This is a genomic window from Pseudomonas sp. NPDC087358, from assembly GCF_044900785.1.
Lineage (GTDB): Bacteria > Pseudomonadota > Gammaproteobacteria > Pseudomonadales > Pseudomonadaceae > Aquipseudomonas.
In genome coordinates this window covers 417,120-434,812 of sequence record NZ_JBJDOA010000003.1, presented here as the reverse complement: position 1 = coordinate 434,812, position 17,693 = coordinate 417,120, and the positions used below count along the sequence as shown (strand labels likewise).

Sequence of the window (17,693 nt, the reverse complement as noted above, 5' to 3'; positions counted from 1 at the left end):
GCTTTATGAATCGCAATGAGCTGCGCAAGGCCGATATCAACCTGATGGTGGTGTTCGAGACCTTGATGCAGGAGCGCAACGTGACCCGTGCCGCCGAGAAGCTGTTTCTCGGTCAGCCCACCATCAGCGCCGCGCTCAACCGCCTCCGGGCACTGTTCAACGATCCCTTGTTCATCCGCGTGGGTCATCGTATGGAGCCCACCGCCCGCGCCAACGAAATCATTCATCATCTGTCGCCAGCGCTGGACGCGATGTCCGTGGCCTTGAGCCTGACCCGTGAGTTCGATCCGGCCAGCAGTGACATGACGTTTCGCATCGGCCTGTCCGATGACGTCGAATACAGTCTGCTGCCGCCGCTGCTGCGGGCCATACGCGAGGAAGCGCCCGGCATCGTGCTGGTCATCAAGCAGGTCAATTACTGGAATGTCTCGGACCTGCTCATGTCCGGCGAGATCACCGTCGGCGTGTGCCTGACCCGCGAGCTGCCGGCCAATGCCAAGCGCAAGTTGCTGCGCAGCGTGCAGCCTATGGTGGTGCGCGCCGACGCCTCGCCCGAGCCGATCACCCTGGATGAATACTGCTCGCGACCGCATGTGGTGGTGTCGCATGTCGCCAACATCTCAAGCTTCGCCGATGAATGGCTGGCGGCGATCGGGCGCAAGCGTCAAGCCGTGCTGTCGGTCCCTCAGTACAGCACGCTGCCGGCGCTGATGGCCGACACGGACCTGCTGTGCAACCTGCCGGACCACCTCACGCTGGCGATGAACAAGAGCGGCTTGCTGCGTGGCGAGCCGCTGCCGTTCATCACCCCCAATCTGGAGCTGTCGATGGTCTGGCTGAGCGTGATGGATACCGATCCTGCAGAACGCTGGATGCGCAAGCGACTGGAGCAGTTCATGGGCGATCACAGCGCGATCCCGCGCGCGCCGCTGGCCTGACGGCGGTCACCAGACTGCACATAGCTGCAGGCAGCTGATCGCCGCCCGTGACGCTCTGCGTCACGCAACGGGCGACGCGGAGCGTCGAGGGAGGTGCTACCACGCGCAGCGTAGGAGCGATCAAAGCACGCGGCGCAGGAGATGGAATCTGCCCCGGGTTGCGCGTGCAACCTTAACCCTGAATCAGCCAAACCGACCGGTGATGTAGTCTTCGGTCTGGGTCTTGGACGGCTTGGTGAAGATGGTGTCGGTGTCGCCGTGCTCGATCAGCTCGCCCATGAACATGAACGCGGTGTAGTCCGAACAACGGGCTGCCTGCTGCATGTTGTGGGTGACGATGACCACGGTGAATTGCTCCTTGAGCTCGGTGATCAGCTGTTCGATGCGACCGGTGGAGATCGGATCGAGTGCCGAGGTTGGTTCGTCCAACAGCAACACTTGCGGGCGCAAAGCGATGGTGCGGGCGATGCACAGACGCTGCTGCTGACCACCGGACAGGCTCTGGGCACTCTGCTTGAGCTTGTCCTTGACTTCATCCCACAGGGCGGCGCCGCGCAGCGCTTCTTCGACCCGCTCTTCCATCTCGCGACGGGAGAGTTTTTCGTGGTGGCGCACGGCATAGGCGATGTTGTCGTAGATCGACATCGGGAACGGCACCGGCTTCTGGAACACCATGCCGACATGGCTGCGCAGGCGGTTCATCGAATAGCCGGGCGCCAGGATGTTCTCGCCATTGAGCAGCACTTCGCCCCGCGCTTCCTGCTTGGGGTACATCGAATAGATGCGGTTGAACACGCGCAGCAGGGTCGACTTGCCGCAACCCGATGGCCCGATGATCGCGGTGATGCGCTTTTCCGGGATGTTCATGTCGATGGACTTCAACGAGCGGTTGTCGTTGTAGAAGAATTCGAGGCCGCGTACCTGGATTTTGGTTTTTTCATCGGCAAGGGAAAGGTTATTCATCAGGACGCCCTATTGCGCAAAAGGAGAAGACGGGAACACAGGCTGAGGATCAGCACGAACAAGGTCAGAATCAGGGCACCGGCCCAGGCCAGGGAATGCCAGTCATCGAACGGGCTCATGGCGTACTGGAAGATCACCACGGGTACGCTGGCAATCGGCTTGAGCACATTGCTGCTCCAGAACTGGTTACCAAAGGCGGTGAACAGCAGCGGCGCGGTTTCGCCGGTGATGCGCGCCAGCGCCAGCAGCACGCCGGTGACCACCCCGGCCTTGGCCGCGCGCAGGACGATCTGCAGGGTCAGCTTCCACTGCGGCACGCCCAGCGCCAGCGCCGCTTCGCGCATGGTCGATGGCTGCAGCTGAAGCATCTCATCGGTGGTGCGCACCACCACCGGGATCACCAGCAGCGCCAGGGCCAGCGCACCGGCAAGCGCCGAGAAGCCGACCTGATGGTTGGTCACGGCACTGAGCGGCAGGATCACCGCGGTATACACGAACAGCCCCAGCACGATCGACGGCGCCGACAGCAGGATGTCGTTGATGAAGCGAACCGCGTTGCCCAGCTTGGTATGGCGGGCGAACTCGGCCAGCCAGATCCCGGCCATGAGGCCGATCGGCGTGCCGATCACAAGACCCATGCCGGACATCAGGAAGCTGCCGTAGAACGCGTTGGCCAGCCCGCCTTCGGAACCCGGTGGCGGGGTCATCTCGGTGAACAGGCGCAGGTTCAACGCCGCAAAACCATTGACGATGGTGGTCAGCAGTATCCACACCAGCCACAGCAGGCCGAACGCCGTAGCGCCGCAGCTCAGGACCATGGCGATCATGTTCTTGATCGCGCGGGCCCGGTACAGGTTTTCGTTATCGGCCTTACTCATAGACCCTCCTTGCGCGACAGACGAGAGAGCATCAGACGGGCAATCGCCAGCACGATGAAGGTGACGACAAACAGCAGGAAGCCCAGGGCAATCAGCGAAGAACGGTGCAGGTCGGTGTAGGCCTCGCTGAACTCGTTGGCGATGACCGAGGCGATGGAGCTGCTGGGCATCATCAGCGACGCGGAGAAGTTGTGCGCGTTACCCAGCACGAAGGTCACGGCCATGGTTTCACCCAGCGCCCGGCCCAGGCCCAGGAAAATACCGCCGACCACCGCCGAGCGGGTGTAGGGCAGCACGATGTCCCAGACCACTTCCCAGGTCGTACCGCCCAGCGCATAGGCCGATTCCTTGAGGGCGATAGGCACGCTGCGAAATACTTCGGTCATCACCGAGGTAATGAAAGGCGTGATCATGATTGCCAGCACGATACCGGCGGTGAGCATGCCGATGCCCAGCGGCGGGCCCTGGAACACCGGGCCGATCAGCGGCAGAGCGCCGAGGTTGTCGTTGATCCACGGGGCCATGTTTTCGGCCATGAACGGGCCGAACACGAACAACCCCCACATGCCGTAGATAATCGAAGGAATGCCCGCCAGCAGCTCGACCGCCGAGGCAATCGGCATGCGCAACCAGGGCGGCGCGACTTCAGTCAGAAAAATCGCGATACCGAAGCTCACCGGAACGGCGATCAGCAGCGCGAGAAAGGATGTCACCAAGGTCCCGTAGATCGGCACCAGTGCGCCGAAATGACCGTTGACTGCATCCCATTCGGTACTGGTAAGAAATTCGAAACCAAAGGTCTTGAACGCCAGAGCTCCGCCCCAGAGTGTCGAGCCGGCGATGCTCGCCAGCAACAGCAGCACCAACAGAGCCGCTCCCAGCATCGCGCGCCGGAACCAGGCGTCGTGTCGGTGATCGCGGGCCGCGCGTTTTTCGCTCTCGGATATCACATCCGGAATCACAGCGGACATGTATTGGGTGTTCTCAGTCATGGTGGGTCCACTCGCAAGGAAACCCTGTCACCGAGCGCTCGGTGACAGGGGTAAGCCGGATAACGTCGAGTTACTGGGTGAACTCGGTTTTCCAGTAGTCTTCGATCTTGCTGACCAGCGATTTAGGCAGAGCGACGTATTCCAGCGACTCGGCCTGGGTCTGGCCTTTTTCCAGGGACCATTTGAAGAAGTCGAACGCAGCCTGGCTCTTCTCGGCATTCTTCGGCTGCTTGTACATGATGATCCAGGTGGTCGCTGTGATCGGCCATGCAGCGTCGCCCGGGGCGTTGGTCATGATCAGGTTGAAGTCCTTGGCGCTTGCCCAGTCGGCGGTATCAGCGGCAGCAGCGAAGGCTTTGGCGTCAGGCTTGATGAACTTGCCTGCAGCGTTTTCCAGTTGGGTGTAAGCGATTTTGTTCTGAGTGGCGTAGGAGTATTCAACGTAACCGATCGAACCCTTGATCTGTTTCACGTACGCCGACACGCCCTCGTTACCCTTGCCGCCCACACCGACGGGCCATTGCACGGCCGAACCGGTACCCGGGCCGGACTTCCAGGCGTCGCTGACCTTGCTCAGGTAGCTGGTGAAGTTGAACGAAGTACCCGAGCCGTCCGAACGGTGAACCACCGTGATCGCGGTTTCAGGCAGCTTGACGCCGGCGTTCAGGGCGACCAGTGCAGGATCGTTCCACTTGGTGATTTTGCCCTGGAAGATGTCAGCCAGTACCTGACCGCTGAGCTTCATGCCATTGGCGCCGATGCCTTCCAGATTGACCACCGGAACGATACCGCCGATCACGCTTGGGAACTGGCCCAGACCCGCGGCCTTGAGGTCATCGGCAGACAGAGGAGCGTCGGAAGCACCGAAGTCAACGGTAGCCGCCTTGATCTGAGCGATACCACCGCCCGAGCCGATCGACTGGTAGTTGATGCGATGCGCAGCGTCCTTGCTGTAGTCCTGCGACCACTTGGAGATAACCGGGAATACGAAACTGGAGCCTGCGCCGGTGACGTCAGTAGCGTGTGCCATGCCGGTCAGGCACATCGAAGCCAGCAGAAGCGACAGGCGTTGTTTAGTCAGCAGAATCACGGCAATACCTCAACAAGAGAATTTGTGTGTTTGTGGTCACAGTTGAAGACCCGAGGCAGATTTAAAACCGGAAACATTTCTGTTTGATGACAGTCTCTCGACAGGCCGTGAATCCCGGCGATTTTTGTAGGTGATTTCCTACAGCCTGTAAAAGCAAAACCCCCGGTTTCATTGAAGAAACCGGGGGTTGTCTAGTTTTGGAGAATTTAATGTCAATGAGCCATGGTCGGGGCCCTGACGCTGACCTTGGCCTCAATTGAAGCGACGGAAAGGGTCGTCTGGCGACAAGGCTCACCCAGCGCCGGCTTCCTAGGCGTTGGTGCCAGCGGCCCGCAGCGCGGCTATCCAGAGTCCAGCCACGCTAAACCTTTCGAGCAAACGGCATGTGCCTGGCGCCCTTCGCAACCTGCAGCCGAAGGTTATTTGGCGATGGCCTCCTTGCGCTCAAGTGTGTCGAAATTTTGCGCGGACTTTTTTTCATCGGCCACGAACGGTTTTTCCGGCTTCATGGTGAAGGTCAGCAGCACACCGCAGGCCATGATGCCGATGGACACCAGGAAGGTGATGTTCCAGTTGCCGGTCTGGTCGATCAGGTAGCCGGCCAAAACCGGGCTGACGATGGCGGCGGTAAAACCGGTGCCGCTCATGATGCCGCTGGCAGTGCCGGAGCGGTCGTAGGCGATGTCCATGGGGATAGCCCACATCGGGCCGATGGTCATCTCGTTGAAGAACATGGCCGCGCCCAGGCACAGCAACGCGTACATCGGCTCATGCAGCACCAGCACAGGAATCAGCGACAGCCCGGTCAGCGCCATGCAGGTGGCGACCATGTAACTGCGGGCAATGCGCAGGTTGCCGGTGCGGCGCAGCAGACGGTCACTGATCATCCCGCCCACCAGGTCCCCCACGACCCCGGCGAAGAACACGCCGGAGGTGAAGATCACCGCGCTTTTGATGTTCAGGTTGAAGTTGTGCATGAAGTACAACGGCATCCAGCTGAGCATCAGCCAGAGAATCCAGTTGTAGCAAAAGTACACGCTGGACACCGGCAGCATGCGCTTGTACAACCGCGCCCAGGTGCCAGGTACATCGACCGGGTGAATCTTCGGCTCCGGCAATACACGCAGTTCTGCCTCGGTGATGCGCGGGTGGTCAGCGGGCTTCTCGGTGTAGGTGACGTACCACAGCACCAGCCAGCTGAAACTCAAGGCGCCCAGCAAGTAAAACGCGAAACGCCAGTCATAGGCACTCATCAACGCCATCACCAGCACCGGCGCCACCGCATTGCCCAGGCGTGCCGCCGAGTGGGTGATGCCTTGGGCCATGCCGCGCTTGTCCTTGGCCACCCAGGACGCCATCGCGCTGGTGGCTGCCGGGAAGGTCGCACCCTCCCCCAGCCCCAACAGCAGTCGCGCCAGCACCAGCGAGACAAAGCCCCCGGCCATGCCGGTCAACGCGGTGGCAATCGCCCAGATGAAAGCGCAGGCGATGAGCGTACGTTTGGCACCGAAGCGGTCACTGACCCAGCCGCCGATGAACTGGAAAATCACGTACGGGTAGGCGAATGCGGAAAAGATGAAACCCAGTTGCGTGTTGCTCAGCCCCAGTTCGGAACTGAACTGGCTGGCCGCGGTGCTGATGTTGACCCGGTCGACGTAGGTGATGAAATACATCAGGCACAGCATCACCAGCACGGTGGTGGTGGCCTTGAGTTTTAGCCTGTTCATGGTTGCGGTCCTCAGTGTCTTTTTTGTAGTTGTTCACTAATGCGCTCGTGGGGGGATGGCGGTCACAGCTCCAGGATCGCGCCCTCGCGACGCAGCGCTGCAATCTGCCCGGCGTCAAAGCCGTACTCCGTCAGAATCTCCAGGGTGTGCTCGCCCAGCAGCGGCGACGGCCGGCTGACCTGTTTCGGGGTTTGCGAGAAACGGATCGGCAAGGCAATGCTGCGCGCCGAGCCGGTCACCGGGTGGTGGGTTTCGACGATCATTTCCCGCTCCAGAATCTGTGGATGCTCCACCGCCTGGGAGATATCCAGCACCGCGCCCACCGGCAAGCCCGCCGCATCCAGGCGCCTGACCCAGTTGTCGGTGGTGTCATGGGCAAGACACTCGGTGATCAACGCAACCAGCGCTTCGCGATTGTTCATGCGCGATACGTTGCTGGCAAAACGCGGATCGTCGTTGATGTGCGGCGCGTTCAGCACCTGCAACAGGCGTTCGTAGTTGCCCTGGTTGGCGGCACCGATATTGATCCAGCCATCCTGAGTGCGAAATGCCTGATACGGCGTGCTGGTGGAGTTGGCCGAGCCCATCTTCGGCAGGATCACGCCTTCGGAGAAATAGTTGGCGGCCGGCCAGTACATCTGCTGGAAACCTGCCTCCAGCAACGAGGTGTCGACCACTTGCCCCTGCCCGGTCTTCTGTTTATGCGCGTAGGCTGCGGCAATGCCCAGTGCCGCCAGGATCCCCGCATTGATGTCGGCAATCGGCGAGCCGGCCTTGATCGGCGCCTGACCCGGCTCGCCGGTGGCGCTCATCAACCCGGACAGACCCTGGGCGATCAGGTCGAAACCGCCCTTGTCGGCATACGGCCCGGTGCGCCCGTAGCCGGACACCGAGCAGTAGATCAGGCCCGGATTGAGCTGCCTGAGGGTGTCGTAGCCCAGGCCGAGTTTTTCCATGGTGCCTTTGCGGTAGTTTTCGGTGACCACGTCGGCGTCGGCCAGCATGCGCCGCAGCACATCCTTGCCGCCCTCGGTCTTGAGGTTCAGGGCGATGTCGCGCTTGTTGCGGTTGAGGATCATGAACGAGGCGGATTCGCCGTGTTCCAGGATCGGCGCGAAACGCCGGCAATCGTCGCCGCCGTCCATCTTTTCGACCTTGATCACGTCGGCGCCCATGTCGGCCAGCATCATCCCGCAGATGGGGCCGGACATGATGTGCGACAGCTCGATGACTTTCATGCCTTGCAGTGGGCCGGCCATATCATTTGCCTCCAAAAACAGGGGTGCGCTTGGCCAGGAATGCCTGGTAGCCAATCTGGAAATCTTCGGTGCCGAAGCAATCGAACGCCTGATCGTATTCGGCGGCGCTCAAGGGCGCAGGATCGGTGCTGCGCTGGACGAACTGTTTGTGCCAGCGGGCCACCAGCGGTGCGCCTTCGGCGATGCGGCGGGCACTGTCCAGAGCGTGCTGTTCAACTTCAGCGTCGGCCACGACACGGCTGACGATGCGCTTTTGCAACGCTTCGCCAGCGCCAAAGACCCGTCCTTCGAGGAGCATTTCAAGGGTCACGTCGGGGCCGGCGATGCGCATCAAGCCCGACATTTCGTCGTGGGACATGGCCAGCCCGAGTTTGTTGACCGGCACGCCAAAACGGCTGGACTCACCGCAAATGCGGATGTCACACAGCGAGGCGATACCCAGCCCGCCACCCACGCAGATGCCGTGGATCATGGCCACCAATGGATGGCGGCAACGAGCGATGGCGCGCAACGCGCCGTGCATCACCGGGCCATAAAGACGCGCTTGCTCGACGTTGCTGCGATGGCTTTCGAATTCGGAAATATCGTTGCCTGGCCCGAACGCCCGGGTGCCCGCACCGCGGATGACGATGCAGCGGATCGTGTCGTCGGCGTCCAGTTCGCAGAGGGTCTGATCCAGAAGCTTCCACATCGGCATCGTGGTGGCGTTGAGTTTTTCCGGACGATTGAGGATGACAGTGGCGACAGCGCCATCGCGGTGCAGAAGGATTTCGGGCGCAGCCTGATGGCTGGATTCACGCTGTCCCGTGGTAGGGGAAACAGGGGTATTCATGAGAGCACCTTTATTATTTTTGGGATACCATTTCATGCGTTTGGTATCCCAAATATAGACATTGCTCTTTTTAGCGCAAGAGATTTTTTACAGAAAAATGAATGTTCGGACGAGCAGCACCGGCTGCTCCACCCCGTAATCATTGACTAACGGCTTTAAATCGGGGGTCGCATAGATAATTTCCGAATTCCCCCGGATAATCGCCCGGCAATTGGATAACGTTATGCGTGGAAATTCCGGGATACCGATGGAGAGGGCTGATGTCCGAGAACAATAATCTGGCGAACATCAACGAAGCCGCTTACGCCGCATTGCGTGAGCGCATCATCAGTGGCGAACTGCAGCCTGGTGCGCCGCTGTCGGAGCGGGCGTTATGCGAGGCGCTGGAGGTGTCACGCACCCCGCTGCGCGAGGCAATCAAGATGCTGGCGCGTGAGGGACTGGTGGAAATTTCTGCCACGCGTCGGGCGAAGGTTGCCAGTGTCACGCTGGATGAGGCGGCCAACATGCTGACATTGCTGGCCGCCCTGGAAGGGCTTTCGGGTGAACAGGCTTGCCAGAAAATCTCTGCGTCCGACATCGCCGAGCTTGAGGCGATGCAGGCGGCCATGCGCCTGTCCCACGAGCAGAACGACCTGAGCAGTTACTTCAATCTCAATCAACAGATTCACCTGAAAATCCTGCAGGTCGCGGATAACCGGGTGCTTTCGGAAATGTTCAACAACCTGAACGCCCGCCTGCGCCACGTCCGCCGCCGCCTCAACCCCACGCCGGGTCGCTGGCAGCAGGCGATCGCCGAACATGAACAGATGCTCACTTATCTGAAAAAAGGCGATAGCAAGAAGCTGCGTGCGCTGATGGAAGACCACCTGCGTAACAAGATCGATGTGTTCCTGGCGACGATGCTCGAGCACGGGATCGTCAGCGTGCAGCGTTCGGCGTAGCGCGCCCTTGGCAGTCACCGAAGCGAAGACCACGGCCTGCGCAAGCAGAAACGCAGTGCGCCGACTGGTGCTGATTCAACCCACACATTGACAGGGGCAACCGGCACATCTGTAGCAGTCCGGCTTGCCGGCGGCGGCGATCCCGAGAACGTCGCCGCCGGCAAGCAGCGCGGCTAAAGATAATGTGCATTGCGCTTTGATTCTGCCCACTGCGCGCAGGATCGCTGCGAGCTCATCAGTCCCCGTAAATATCGAAATCGAAATACTTCTTCTGGATCCTGTCGTACGTGCCGTTGGCGCGCAGGGTGGCCAGTGCCTGGTTGAAACGCGCTTGCAGCGGATCACCCTTGCGTACCGCCACACCGATACCGGTGCCGAAGTATTGCTCCTCGGTGAACGCCGGGCCGACGAAGGCGTAATCCTTGCCCTCTGGTTTTTTCAACAAACCCTCGTCGATCGCCACGGAGCTGGCCATGGTCGCGTCGATACGCCCTCCCAGCAGATCCAGAAACACTTCATTTTGCGATCCGTAGCTGACGATCTGCGCCCCGGCCGGGACGAATTTGTCGGTCACGTACCGCTCGAAGTTGGTCGCGCGCTGCACGCCGATGCGCAAGCCCTTGAGCTGCGCCGGGATGTCGCTGATGCCGCTGCTTTTACGCACCACCAGACGCGCCGGAATGCGGTAGTACCGGTCGCTGAAGTCCACCGATTTCATGCGTTCGGGGGTGATCGACATCGACGAGATGATGGCGTCGACCTTCTTTACCTTGAGTGCCGGGATCAAACCGTCGAACTCGTTTTCCTTCCACACGCACTGCACTTTCATCTCGGCGCACAGGGCCTGGCCGATGTCGTAGTCAAAGCCGACGATCTGGTTGTCCGCGGTCTTTGCCGCGAACGGCGGGTAAGCCGCCTCGATGCCCAGTTTCAGCTGCGGTTCGCCCGCGTGGGCGTTGAATGCCAGCAGCGCGGCGAGGGTCGTACTGCTGAAAAGCGTGGTGACGATGGTTCTGATGTTCATGCATGGCTCCGGACGATGTTGTTCAAGTCGGGCGCGCCCTCGGTAGGAGGAAAACGCCCGTTATGGCAGCAGCAATGTGAACGAGGGGTGGGCGCTCTTGAGTTCCGGCTTTCGGTCGAAAACCAGTGGCGCCCTGCCCTTGCGGCAATGGGTCAAACAGCAGCGGTGACGATGATTTCCACGAGGATCTCAGGGTCGTCGAACGTCACCTGGCAGGTGGCACGGGCCGGGGTCTGCGCGGCATCCACCCAGGCGCTCCAGGTTTCATTCATGCCGGCGAAATCGGCGGTCATGTCCTTCATCCAGATCTGCACGCTGAGCAGGCGACCCTTGTCGCTGCCGGAAGCTGCGAGCAGTTCGTCGACCCGCTGCAAGACCTGACGGGTCTGGCCACGGATGTCCTGGCTGCAATCGGCGGCGACGATGCCCGCCAGCCAGGCCACGCCGTTGTGGACCACGCTGCGGCTCAGACGTGGGTTGCTTTCGATGCGCTCAATGGCGTTACTCATGTGGGACTCCTTTGAAGGATGGGGAAACGGGTGGATCGAGTTCGCGCTCGCTGGCCAGTTGCGCCAGCGTGATCGGCTTGAGCGGCGGACGAATGCGGTAGTAACCCACCTGGGCGGGTGCGACCTGACGGTGTTCGGCGATGATTTCGGTCACGCTGAGGCCACACTGACGGCCCTGGCACGGTCCCATGCCGCAACGGCCGAAAGCCTTGGTCTGGTTCGGACCCAGGCAGCCGAGATCAACGTAACTGCGAATAGCGCCGGCACTCACCTCTTCGCAGCGACAGACGATGGTGTCGTCGTCAGGAATGCGGTTTTGCGCCTGCGGGCGATACAAGGCGTCGATCAACGGCCGTGCAGCGCTTTGTTGGCGCAGCAATCGGCGCCAGGGCCTGGCGAGGGCATGCCGTTGCGCATCGTCAATCTTCTGCAAGCGATGGGCGATGCTCAGCGCACTCAGCCGACCCTGGCTGCGCGCCACATGGGCGCCGCCGATTGCCCCGCCATCACCGGCGATGAAGATTCCCGGCACGCTGGTTTCGCCCCAGCTGTCGCGCCGGGCGACCCAGCACAACTGCTGCTCGCTCCAGTCGTGCACGGCGCGCAGCGACTGGCTGATCTGAATATTGGGCACCACGCCCTGATGCAGCAGAACCAATGAAGCCGGGAGCTGGTGTGCCCGTGCGCCGCTGTCAAAACACAGCGTTTCGGCGCGCTGTTCACCGTGCACGCGCAGGTTGCGCGCGCCCTTGAAGTGGCGCACCCCCGCACGCCTGAGCGTGGCCAGCAGCGACACGCCCTTGAGCAGATCGCGCCAGCCGGCCAGCGCTGAGCACAGGTGGCGCCAGTGACTGAACGCGTCGCCCGTGGCACTGGTATCGACCAACGCCTCAATGCGGATGCCGGCGCGCAGATACTGCACCGCGAGCAGGTACAGCAATGGCCCACAGCCCGCCAGAAGCACTGGACCCTGGGGTATCAGCGAGGCGCTTTTCAAGAGAATCTGACCGGCGCCCGCCGTCATCACGCCCGGCAAGGTCCAGCCGGGAATCGGCATCGGCCGCTCCATGGCGCCGGTCGCGATCAGCAGCTGTCGAGCCTGTAAAACACAGGCTTTGCCATCAAGCAGCAGATGCACCCGACGCTCATCGGTAACCTGCCAGACCGCCGCACTGGGCAGGTAGCGCACATCGCTGGCCAGCAGCGCCTCGACCAGTTCCAGACCCGCCGCGTAGTCGGCACCGAGCACCTGGCGGCTGCCTGCATCGGCCCTGGCCACATTGCGATAGATCTGCCCGCCCGGGTTGGCTTGCTCGTCCAGCAACACCACCGCCAGACCAAGCGCCGACGCCTGTAGCGCTGCGCTCATGCCCGCAGGCCCGGCGCCGATGATGATCAGATCGACGATGGATTCACTCATCATCAGCCTCCCCGGCCAGCAACTGGCGGGCACCGCGCTGGCGACGCACGCGCATGCCGTCCTCGACGGTGATCAGGCAGGCCTGACCATTGGCCTGACCGTCGACCTCGACCAGACATTCGAAGCAAACGCCCATCATGCAATACGCCGCACCCGGCCTGCCGTTGACCGCACTTTCCCGGGTCGGCCCGACCGCGTGGGTGAGCAATGCCGCGGCCAGTGACACCCCGGCCGGAACCGTCAACGGCGTACCTTCGAATTCGATCCGCACGTGGTGGCTGGCCGGTTGCAGGCGCCGAAACAATGCATCAGTGGGCATATCGCACCTCGCGTTTGCCGTTGAAACGAGCGAGGTTGAAAGGCGCTGTCGCAGGCTCGTCGGCTTGCCCGGCAATCCATGGCGCCAGACGCAGCGCATGCGCTGCGGCCAGGGTCACACCGCTGTGGCAGCTGATGACAAAGGCTCCGGGGCTGTCATGCGCCGCCTCGTAAATCGGATAACCATCAGCACTGAGCACGCGTAATGCACCCCAGGCGCGGACCATGCGCACCTGCCCCAGACGGGGAAAACACTGCACTGCGCGAGCTGCGATTTCGGACATGACCTGGCCGCTGGTGCGATCATCAAAGCCCACCGATTCCAGCGAATCGCCCAGTTGCACCGTGCCCTCGTCGGTCTGGCGCACATAAGTGGTGGGGTAATGCAAAAACGGTTGCAGCCGCTCGGTGACCAGGATCTGCCCGCGATTGGGCCGCACCGGCACATCCATGCCCAGCATCGTCCCCAGCGGGCGGTTGCCCAGGCCGGCGGCGAGCACCAGTTGCTCGGCATCGAAGCGGTGCTCTGCGGCGCGTACAGTGAATCCGCCCGCGCCCTGTTCGATGGCGTCCACGCTCAGGCCGTTGACGATGTTCACGCCACGCCGTTTGCAACCGGCATACAGCGCGCGCAGCAGTTTCAGCGGATTGACGTGACCATCCATGGGCGTATAGCAGGCGCCGACCACGCCCGCGCCCACACCAGGTAACCGTGCCTTGAGCTGTGCCGGATCGAGCAGCTCGAACGGGTAATCACCCTCGAATGCTTCTTGCAGCCAGGCCAGCCGGCGGGTTTCTTCGGACAGCTCCTCCTCGCTCAGGCACAGCTGAAAACCGCCAGGCTGGCGCAGGTGCAGTTCGATGCCGGTATCGCTGTGCAGTAACGCATCCAGTCGTGGCCACAACCCGACCGATTCGCGCGTCCAGCGGGCATAGGGGCTGTTCTGGTAACCCTTGCCCTGCACCCAGAGCAGGCCAAAGTTACCGCGAGCGGCGCGCAAGGCGTCGTCGCCTTCATCCAACAGGGTGACTTGACGTCCGAGCAACGCCAGCCCATAAGCTATGGACATACCTACCAGTCCGCCGCCGACGACGATCACATCAGTCTTGTGCATGATTCAATTCTTGGCCTGCATGGCGTTGGCTTTCATTGAACCGGATGCTAGTGCGCTGCCAAAGCCATGAAAAATGCTTTATTTTCGGCAGCTCATGTCTTTTTGTTATGGGACCGCACGATGAATTTGCGCCAACTCGAAGCGTTCAGGGCCGTGATCCTCGGCCAGACCGTCACCCGCGCCGCCGAGATGCTGCATATCTCCCAACCTGCAGCGACCCGCCTGATCGCAAGCCTTGAACAAGACATCGGCTTTGCGCTGTTCGACCGGATCAAGGGGCGGCTGCAACCCACCGCTGAAGCCATGACCCTGTATCAGGAGGTGCAGCGCTCGCTGGTCGGCGTCGAGCGCATCGCCCGTACCGCCCAGGATATCCGCCGGCTCAAGCGCGGTTCGCTGCACATCGCCTGCGCGCCGGCGATGGGGCTGATCTTCATGCCCAGGGTGATCGCCGCGTTCATGACCGAGCACGAGGGCGTGCAGATCTCGCTGGTGGTGCATTCGTCGGCGGAGGTCATTGATCTGGTGGTCGGTCAGCGCTGTGACCTGGGCATCATCGTCTTGCCCAATACCTACCCCAGCCCGCGCTCGGAAAAGCTGCTCGCCACGCGCATGCTCTGCGCGCTGCCTGCCGGGCACCGCTTGTGCGACAAACCGGTGATCGTGCCCCAGGACCTGCAGGGCGAAGCGTTCATTTCCTACCCGCACTCGATTGGCTCGCGCCAGCAGATCGACACGATATTTGCCGCCCACGGCGTGGAGCGCGAACTGCGGCTGGAAACCCAGCTGTCGCAACCGATGTGTGAGTTCGTCGAGCACGGCCTTGGAGTGGCGCTGGTGGATGCCTTGAGTGCGGTCAATTATCGGGGTGATGGCATCGTGTTCAAGGCCTTTGAGCCGGCGATCGAAATGGATTTCTCGATGCTGCTGCCGGTGCAGGGCCCCGCCTCGAAACTGCAGACGGCGTTCCTGGCGCACACCCAAGCCTACATTGCCAGGCATGTGCCGCAGGCTTATCGATTCTGAGTCGGCAAACGACCGTCTGTCGGCACAAGGGCACCTCCACGCTCGGCGCACGGACCAATGTGTATCCACGACAGCAAAGGGATTCACATCATGATCAAGACAAAACTCACTGCCCTGACCCTTGCCAGCCTGCTCGCCGTCGCGACCGGCTGCGCCTTTGCAGGTTCTACCGGCCCTACCGATCCGGTGGGCTCGAGCTCCAACACCACAGGTCCGCGCGACAGCAGCGCCGGTCCTCAGACCAATGGCTCACCTAAAACACCCGACAGCTCAACCCCCGGCACCAAGGGTATGGGCAGCTCTGACGGCAACGGCAGCAGCGGCCAGGGTGGCGGTGGAATGAGCAATGGCCAAGGCATGGGTGGTAATGGCGGCGGCACTGGTGGCGCTGGTGGCTCTAGCGGCAGCAAATAACCTGATCAGCCGCACCGCTCCCTTGCGCAGCATGGAGCGGGCGCCGCTTTAGCTTCCCCCTCGCCGGTGATGGCAGTTTCCTGATCGCCACCGCCGGCAAGCCGCGCTCCGCAACGGCTGCGCCTCATTCCTGCCCCGCCCCCCCTTTCTTGCAACCTTCGATGCCGCCCCCTCTTCCAGTGGTCTGCCCATTCGCCCGGGAATTGGTAACTGGCAATTGCGACGATGCCCACTACTATGGCAACGGATGGAATACGATCTTTCGTTGCGTTGGAGACATCAGCATGACCCAGCAAACCCGCAGCACGGTGCGTATTCACGCAGCCCACGGTCGTACGGAAGAACTGCACCTTTATCTACACTCAATCGTCGAACGACTGCCGCAGATTCCCGGCTGTCTGGCCAGCACCTTGAAACGTGATGAGCATGACAGCGACCTGTGGATCATCGACGTGAACTGGGAGTCCTGCGCGGCGATGTCGGCGCACTTTGCCCAGCCCAACAACGAGGGACTGAACGGACTATTGAGCAAACAGTTCGTCCGTCAGGTGGCCTTCGACAGCGATATTGAACGCTGCAACTTGCCAGAACTTTGAGGCCAATGGCCAGCTGCTTGAGGCCACTTGAAGAACTGCTTTAACCAAGCGGCTTAATCGACTGTTAACTAGACCAATCGTCTGAAAAACGGCGAATGCAGGGTTCATTGCGCCTTGAAAGTGGCGAAGTGAACAGCAGCGATTATCCTTTGCGTCTTGCGGGCTAGTGGGTGTTATCGCGTGGGACACGTGATAGCAAGCTGCCTCAATGACCTTAGAGGTAACCTCATCATGAGAGCGATAAGTCTAAGTCTGATCGCACTGGCGGTCTCGGCAGGGTATGTACAGTCGATAGAAGCACAAGCGTTTGTCGATGATCAGGCCGAGGCCAAAGGCTTTATCGAAGACGCCAAACTGGATGTACTGCTGCGTAATTACTATTTCAATCGAGACGGAAAAAGTGGCGCCGGTGATCGGCGCGACTGGTCGCAGGCGGCCATGGCCAACTTCAGCTCCGGTTTCACGCCGGGGACCGTCGGCTTTGGCGTCGATGCATTTGGCTGGTATGGCCTCAAGCTCGATGGCGGCGCCGGCCATTCCGGCACTGGCAACATTCCGGTAGACAGTAGCGCCAGCCCGGAGGAGCAATTCGCCACGGCGGGCGGCGTCATCAAGGCGCGGATCTCCAAGACCGAACTCAAATGGGGAACCATGCAGCCCACTGCCCCGGTATTCGCCGCCGGCGGTACCCGACTGTTTCCGCAAACGGCTACCGGTTTCAGCCTGCAGAGCAGCGAGCTCAAAGGGCTGGACCTTGAAGGCGGACACTTCACCGCAGGCAATGGCCCGCAACATACCAGCGCCAGCGGTGAACTCTTCGCCAGCTACGCCGGGGTGACCACTGACAGCGTTGATTTTGTCGGTGGCAAGTACGCCATTACCGACAGTCTTTCCGTGCAACTGTACGGCTCTGAATTCGAAGATATCTGGCGCCAGTACTACGGCAACGCCAACTATGTACTGGCCATGCCCAGCGATCAGTCAATGACCCTGGACTTCAATATCTATCGCACCAATGACCAGGGCCAGGCCAAAGCAGGCGACATCAATAACACCACCTGGTCGTTATCGGCGGCCTACAACTTCATGGCCGGTCACACCTTCACCCTCGCCTATCAGAAAGTGCATGGCGACGAGCCGTTCGATTATGTTTCCTTCGGCGATAACGGACCGGGCACCACCGGTGATTCGATCTTTCTGGCCAACTCCATCCAGTACTCGGACTTCAACGGGCCGGGCGAGAAATCCTGGCAGGCGCGTTATGACCTGGCGATGAGTACCTATGGCGTCCCGGGGCTGAGCTTTATGGCGCGCTACGTCAACGGGCGCGATATCGATGGCAGCAAGATGGCCGCCGACAGCCCGTACAGAGCCTACGGCTACGGCGAAGACGGCAAACACCACGAGACCAATCTGGAGGCCAAGTACGTGGTCCAGGGCGGTCCGGCCAAGAACCTGTCGTTGCGCATGCGCCAGGCCTGGCACCGGGGCAATGCCGATCAGGCCGAAGGCGATCAGGACGAATTTCGTCTGATCGTGGACTATCCAATTTCCATCCTGTAAGGCAGTCCGGGGCGAAATTGGCCTAACGTTCTTTCCCTGGATTGGGAGTGTGACGCGTGCAGGCGCAGGCATAGCTTGTCATCTG

General features: G+C 61.2%; 18 protein-coding genes. 6 read left to right on the top strand and 12 right to left on the bottom strand.

Annotated features, from left to right (window positions below; all coding sequences use genetic code 11):
* Positions 1–5 precede the first annotated feature (5 nt).
* The gene (locus tag ACI2KS_RS08740) at positions 6–938 is read left to right on the top strand and encodes a LysR substrate-binding domain-containing protein (protein WP_404619115.1); all 933 of its coding nucleotides are present in this window, start codon (positions 6–8) and stop codon (positions 936–938) included.
* A 183-nt stretch (positions 939–1,121) separates the two neighbouring features.
* On the opposite strand, the gene pstB is transcribed toward ACI2KS_RS08740, so the two are convergent.
* The 7 genes from pstB to ACI2KS_RS08705 all read right to left on the bottom strand — a co-directional run bounded on the left by pstB (position 1,122) and on the right by ACI2KS_RS08705 (position 8,679).
* Positions 1,122–1,901, bottom strand: a complete 780-nt coding sequence (gene pstB, locus ACI2KS_RS08735) for a phosphate ABC transporter ATP-binding protein PstB (protein WP_404619113.1) — start codon at positions 1,899–1,901, stop codon at positions 1,122–1,124.
* On the bottom strand, positions 1,901–2,779 hold the full coding sequence (gene pstA / locus ACI2KS_RS08730; protein WP_404619111.1) for a phosphate ABC transporter permease PstA: 879 nt from the start codon (positions 2,777–2,779) through the stop codon (positions 1,901–1,903). The genes pstB and pstA overlap by 1 nt, the downstream gene beginning before the upstream one ends.
* Positions 2,776–3,771, bottom strand: coding sequence for a phosphate ABC transporter permease subunit PstC (gene pstC, locus ACI2KS_RS08725; RefSeq protein ID WP_404619109.1), 996 nt, complete (start codon positions 3,769–3,771; stop codon positions 2,776–2,778). The genes pstA and pstC overlap by 4 nt, the downstream gene beginning before the upstream one ends.
* A 70-nt stretch (positions 3,772–3,841) precedes the next feature.
* A complete protein-coding gene (gene pstS, locus ACI2KS_RS08720; protein WP_404619107.1) occupies positions 3,842–4,861 on the bottom strand; it encodes a phosphate ABC transporter substrate-binding protein PstS in 1,020 nt (339 codons plus the stop codon).
* Positions 4,862–5,280: 419 nt separating this feature from the next.
* Positions 5,281–6,588 (bottom strand): MFS transporter, encoded by a 1,308-nt coding sequence (locus ACI2KS_RS08715; protein WP_404619105.1) that lies wholly within the window; start codon positions 6,586–6,588, stop codon positions 5,281–5,283.
* Positions 6,589–6,650: 62 nt separating this feature from the next.
* Positions 6,651–7,847 carry a CaiB/BaiF CoA transferase family protein gene (locus ACI2KS_RS08710; protein WP_404619103.1) on the bottom strand — a complete coding sequence of 399 codons (1,197 nt, stop codon included), beginning with the start codon at positions 7,845–7,847 and terminating at the stop codon, positions 6,651–6,653.
* Position 7,848: 1 nt separating this feature from the next.
* Positions 7,849–8,679: an enoyl-CoA hydratase-related protein gene (locus tag ACI2KS_RS08705; RefSeq protein WP_404619101.1), complete on the bottom strand. Its 831-nt coding sequence runs from the start codon at positions 8,677–8,679 to the stop codon at positions 7,849–7,851.
* Between the two features lie 260 nt (positions 8,680–8,939).
* Between ACI2KS_RS08705 and ACI2KS_RS08700 the strand changes: the two genes are divergently transcribed.
* The gene (locus ACI2KS_RS08700) at positions 8,940–9,623 is read left to right on the top strand and encodes a GntR family transcriptional regulator (protein ID WP_404619099.1); all 684 of its coding nucleotides are present in this window, start codon (positions 8,940–8,942) and stop codon (positions 9,621–9,623) included.
* 235 nt (positions 9,624–9,858) lie between these two features.
* Here ACI2KS_RS08700 and ACI2KS_RS08695 read toward each other — a convergent pair whose 3' ends face one another.
* From ACI2KS_RS08695 to ACI2KS_RS08675, 5 genes are all read right to left on the bottom strand, one after another.
* Positions 9,859–10,647, bottom strand: a complete 789-nt coding sequence (locus ACI2KS_RS08695; protein ID WP_404619097.1) for an ABC transporter substrate-binding protein — start codon at positions 10,645–10,647, stop codon at positions 9,859–9,861.
* 152 nt (positions 10,648–10,799) lie between these two features.
* Positions 10,800–11,156: a RidA family protein gene (locus tag ACI2KS_RS08690; protein WP_404619095.1), complete on the bottom strand. Its 357-nt coding sequence runs from the start codon at positions 11,154–11,156 to the stop codon at positions 10,800–10,802.
* Positions 11,149–12,576: an FAD-dependent oxidoreductase gene (locus ACI2KS_RS08685; RefSeq protein ID WP_404619094.1), complete on the bottom strand. Its 1,428-nt coding sequence runs from the start codon at positions 12,574–12,576 to the stop codon at positions 11,149–11,151. The genes ACI2KS_RS08690 and ACI2KS_RS08685 overlap by 8 nt, the downstream gene beginning before the upstream one ends.
* Positions 12,569–12,895, bottom strand: coding sequence for a (2Fe-2S)-binding protein (locus tag ACI2KS_RS08680; protein WP_404619092.1), 327 nt, complete (start codon positions 12,893–12,895; stop codon positions 12,569–12,571). The genes ACI2KS_RS08685 and ACI2KS_RS08680 overlap by 8 nt, the downstream gene beginning before the upstream one ends.
* Entirely contained in the window at positions 12,885–14,009 is a 1,125-nt protein-coding gene (locus ACI2KS_RS08675; RefSeq protein ID WP_404619090.1) for an NAD(P)/FAD-dependent oxidoreductase, read from the bottom strand. Before ACI2KS_RS08675 ends, ACI2KS_RS08680 begins: the two co-directional genes overlap by 11 nt.
* 120 nt (positions 14,010–14,129) lie before the next feature.
* On the opposite strand from ACI2KS_RS08675, the gene ACI2KS_RS08670 reads away from it, so the two are divergent.
* The 4 genes from ACI2KS_RS08670 to ACI2KS_RS08655 all read left to right on the top strand — a co-directional run bounded on the left by ACI2KS_RS08670 (position 14,130) and on the right by ACI2KS_RS08655 (position 17,608).
* Complete coding sequence (locus ACI2KS_RS08670; protein ID WP_404619088.1) at positions 14,130–15,035, top strand: LysR substrate-binding domain-containing protein; 906 nt, start codon at positions 14,130–14,132, stop codon at positions 15,033–15,035.
* 90 nt (positions 15,036–15,125) lie between these two features.
* Positions 15,126–15,449, top strand: coding sequence for a hypothetical protein (locus tag ACI2KS_RS08665; protein WP_404619087.1), 324 nt, complete (start codon positions 15,126–15,128; stop codon positions 15,447–15,449).
* A 284-nt stretch (positions 15,450–15,733) separates the two neighbouring features.
* On the top strand, positions 15,734–16,045 hold the full coding sequence (locus tag ACI2KS_RS08660) for a putative quinol monooxygenase (protein WP_404619085.1): 312 nt from the start codon (positions 15,734–15,736) through the stop codon (positions 16,043–16,045).
* Positions 16,046–16,276: 231 nt separating this feature from the next.
* Complete coding sequence (locus ACI2KS_RS08655; protein WP_404619083.1) at positions 16,277–17,608, top strand: OprD family porin; 1,332 nt, start codon at positions 16,277–16,279, stop codon at positions 17,606–17,608.
* Positions 17,609–17,693: the final 85 nt, after the last annotated feature.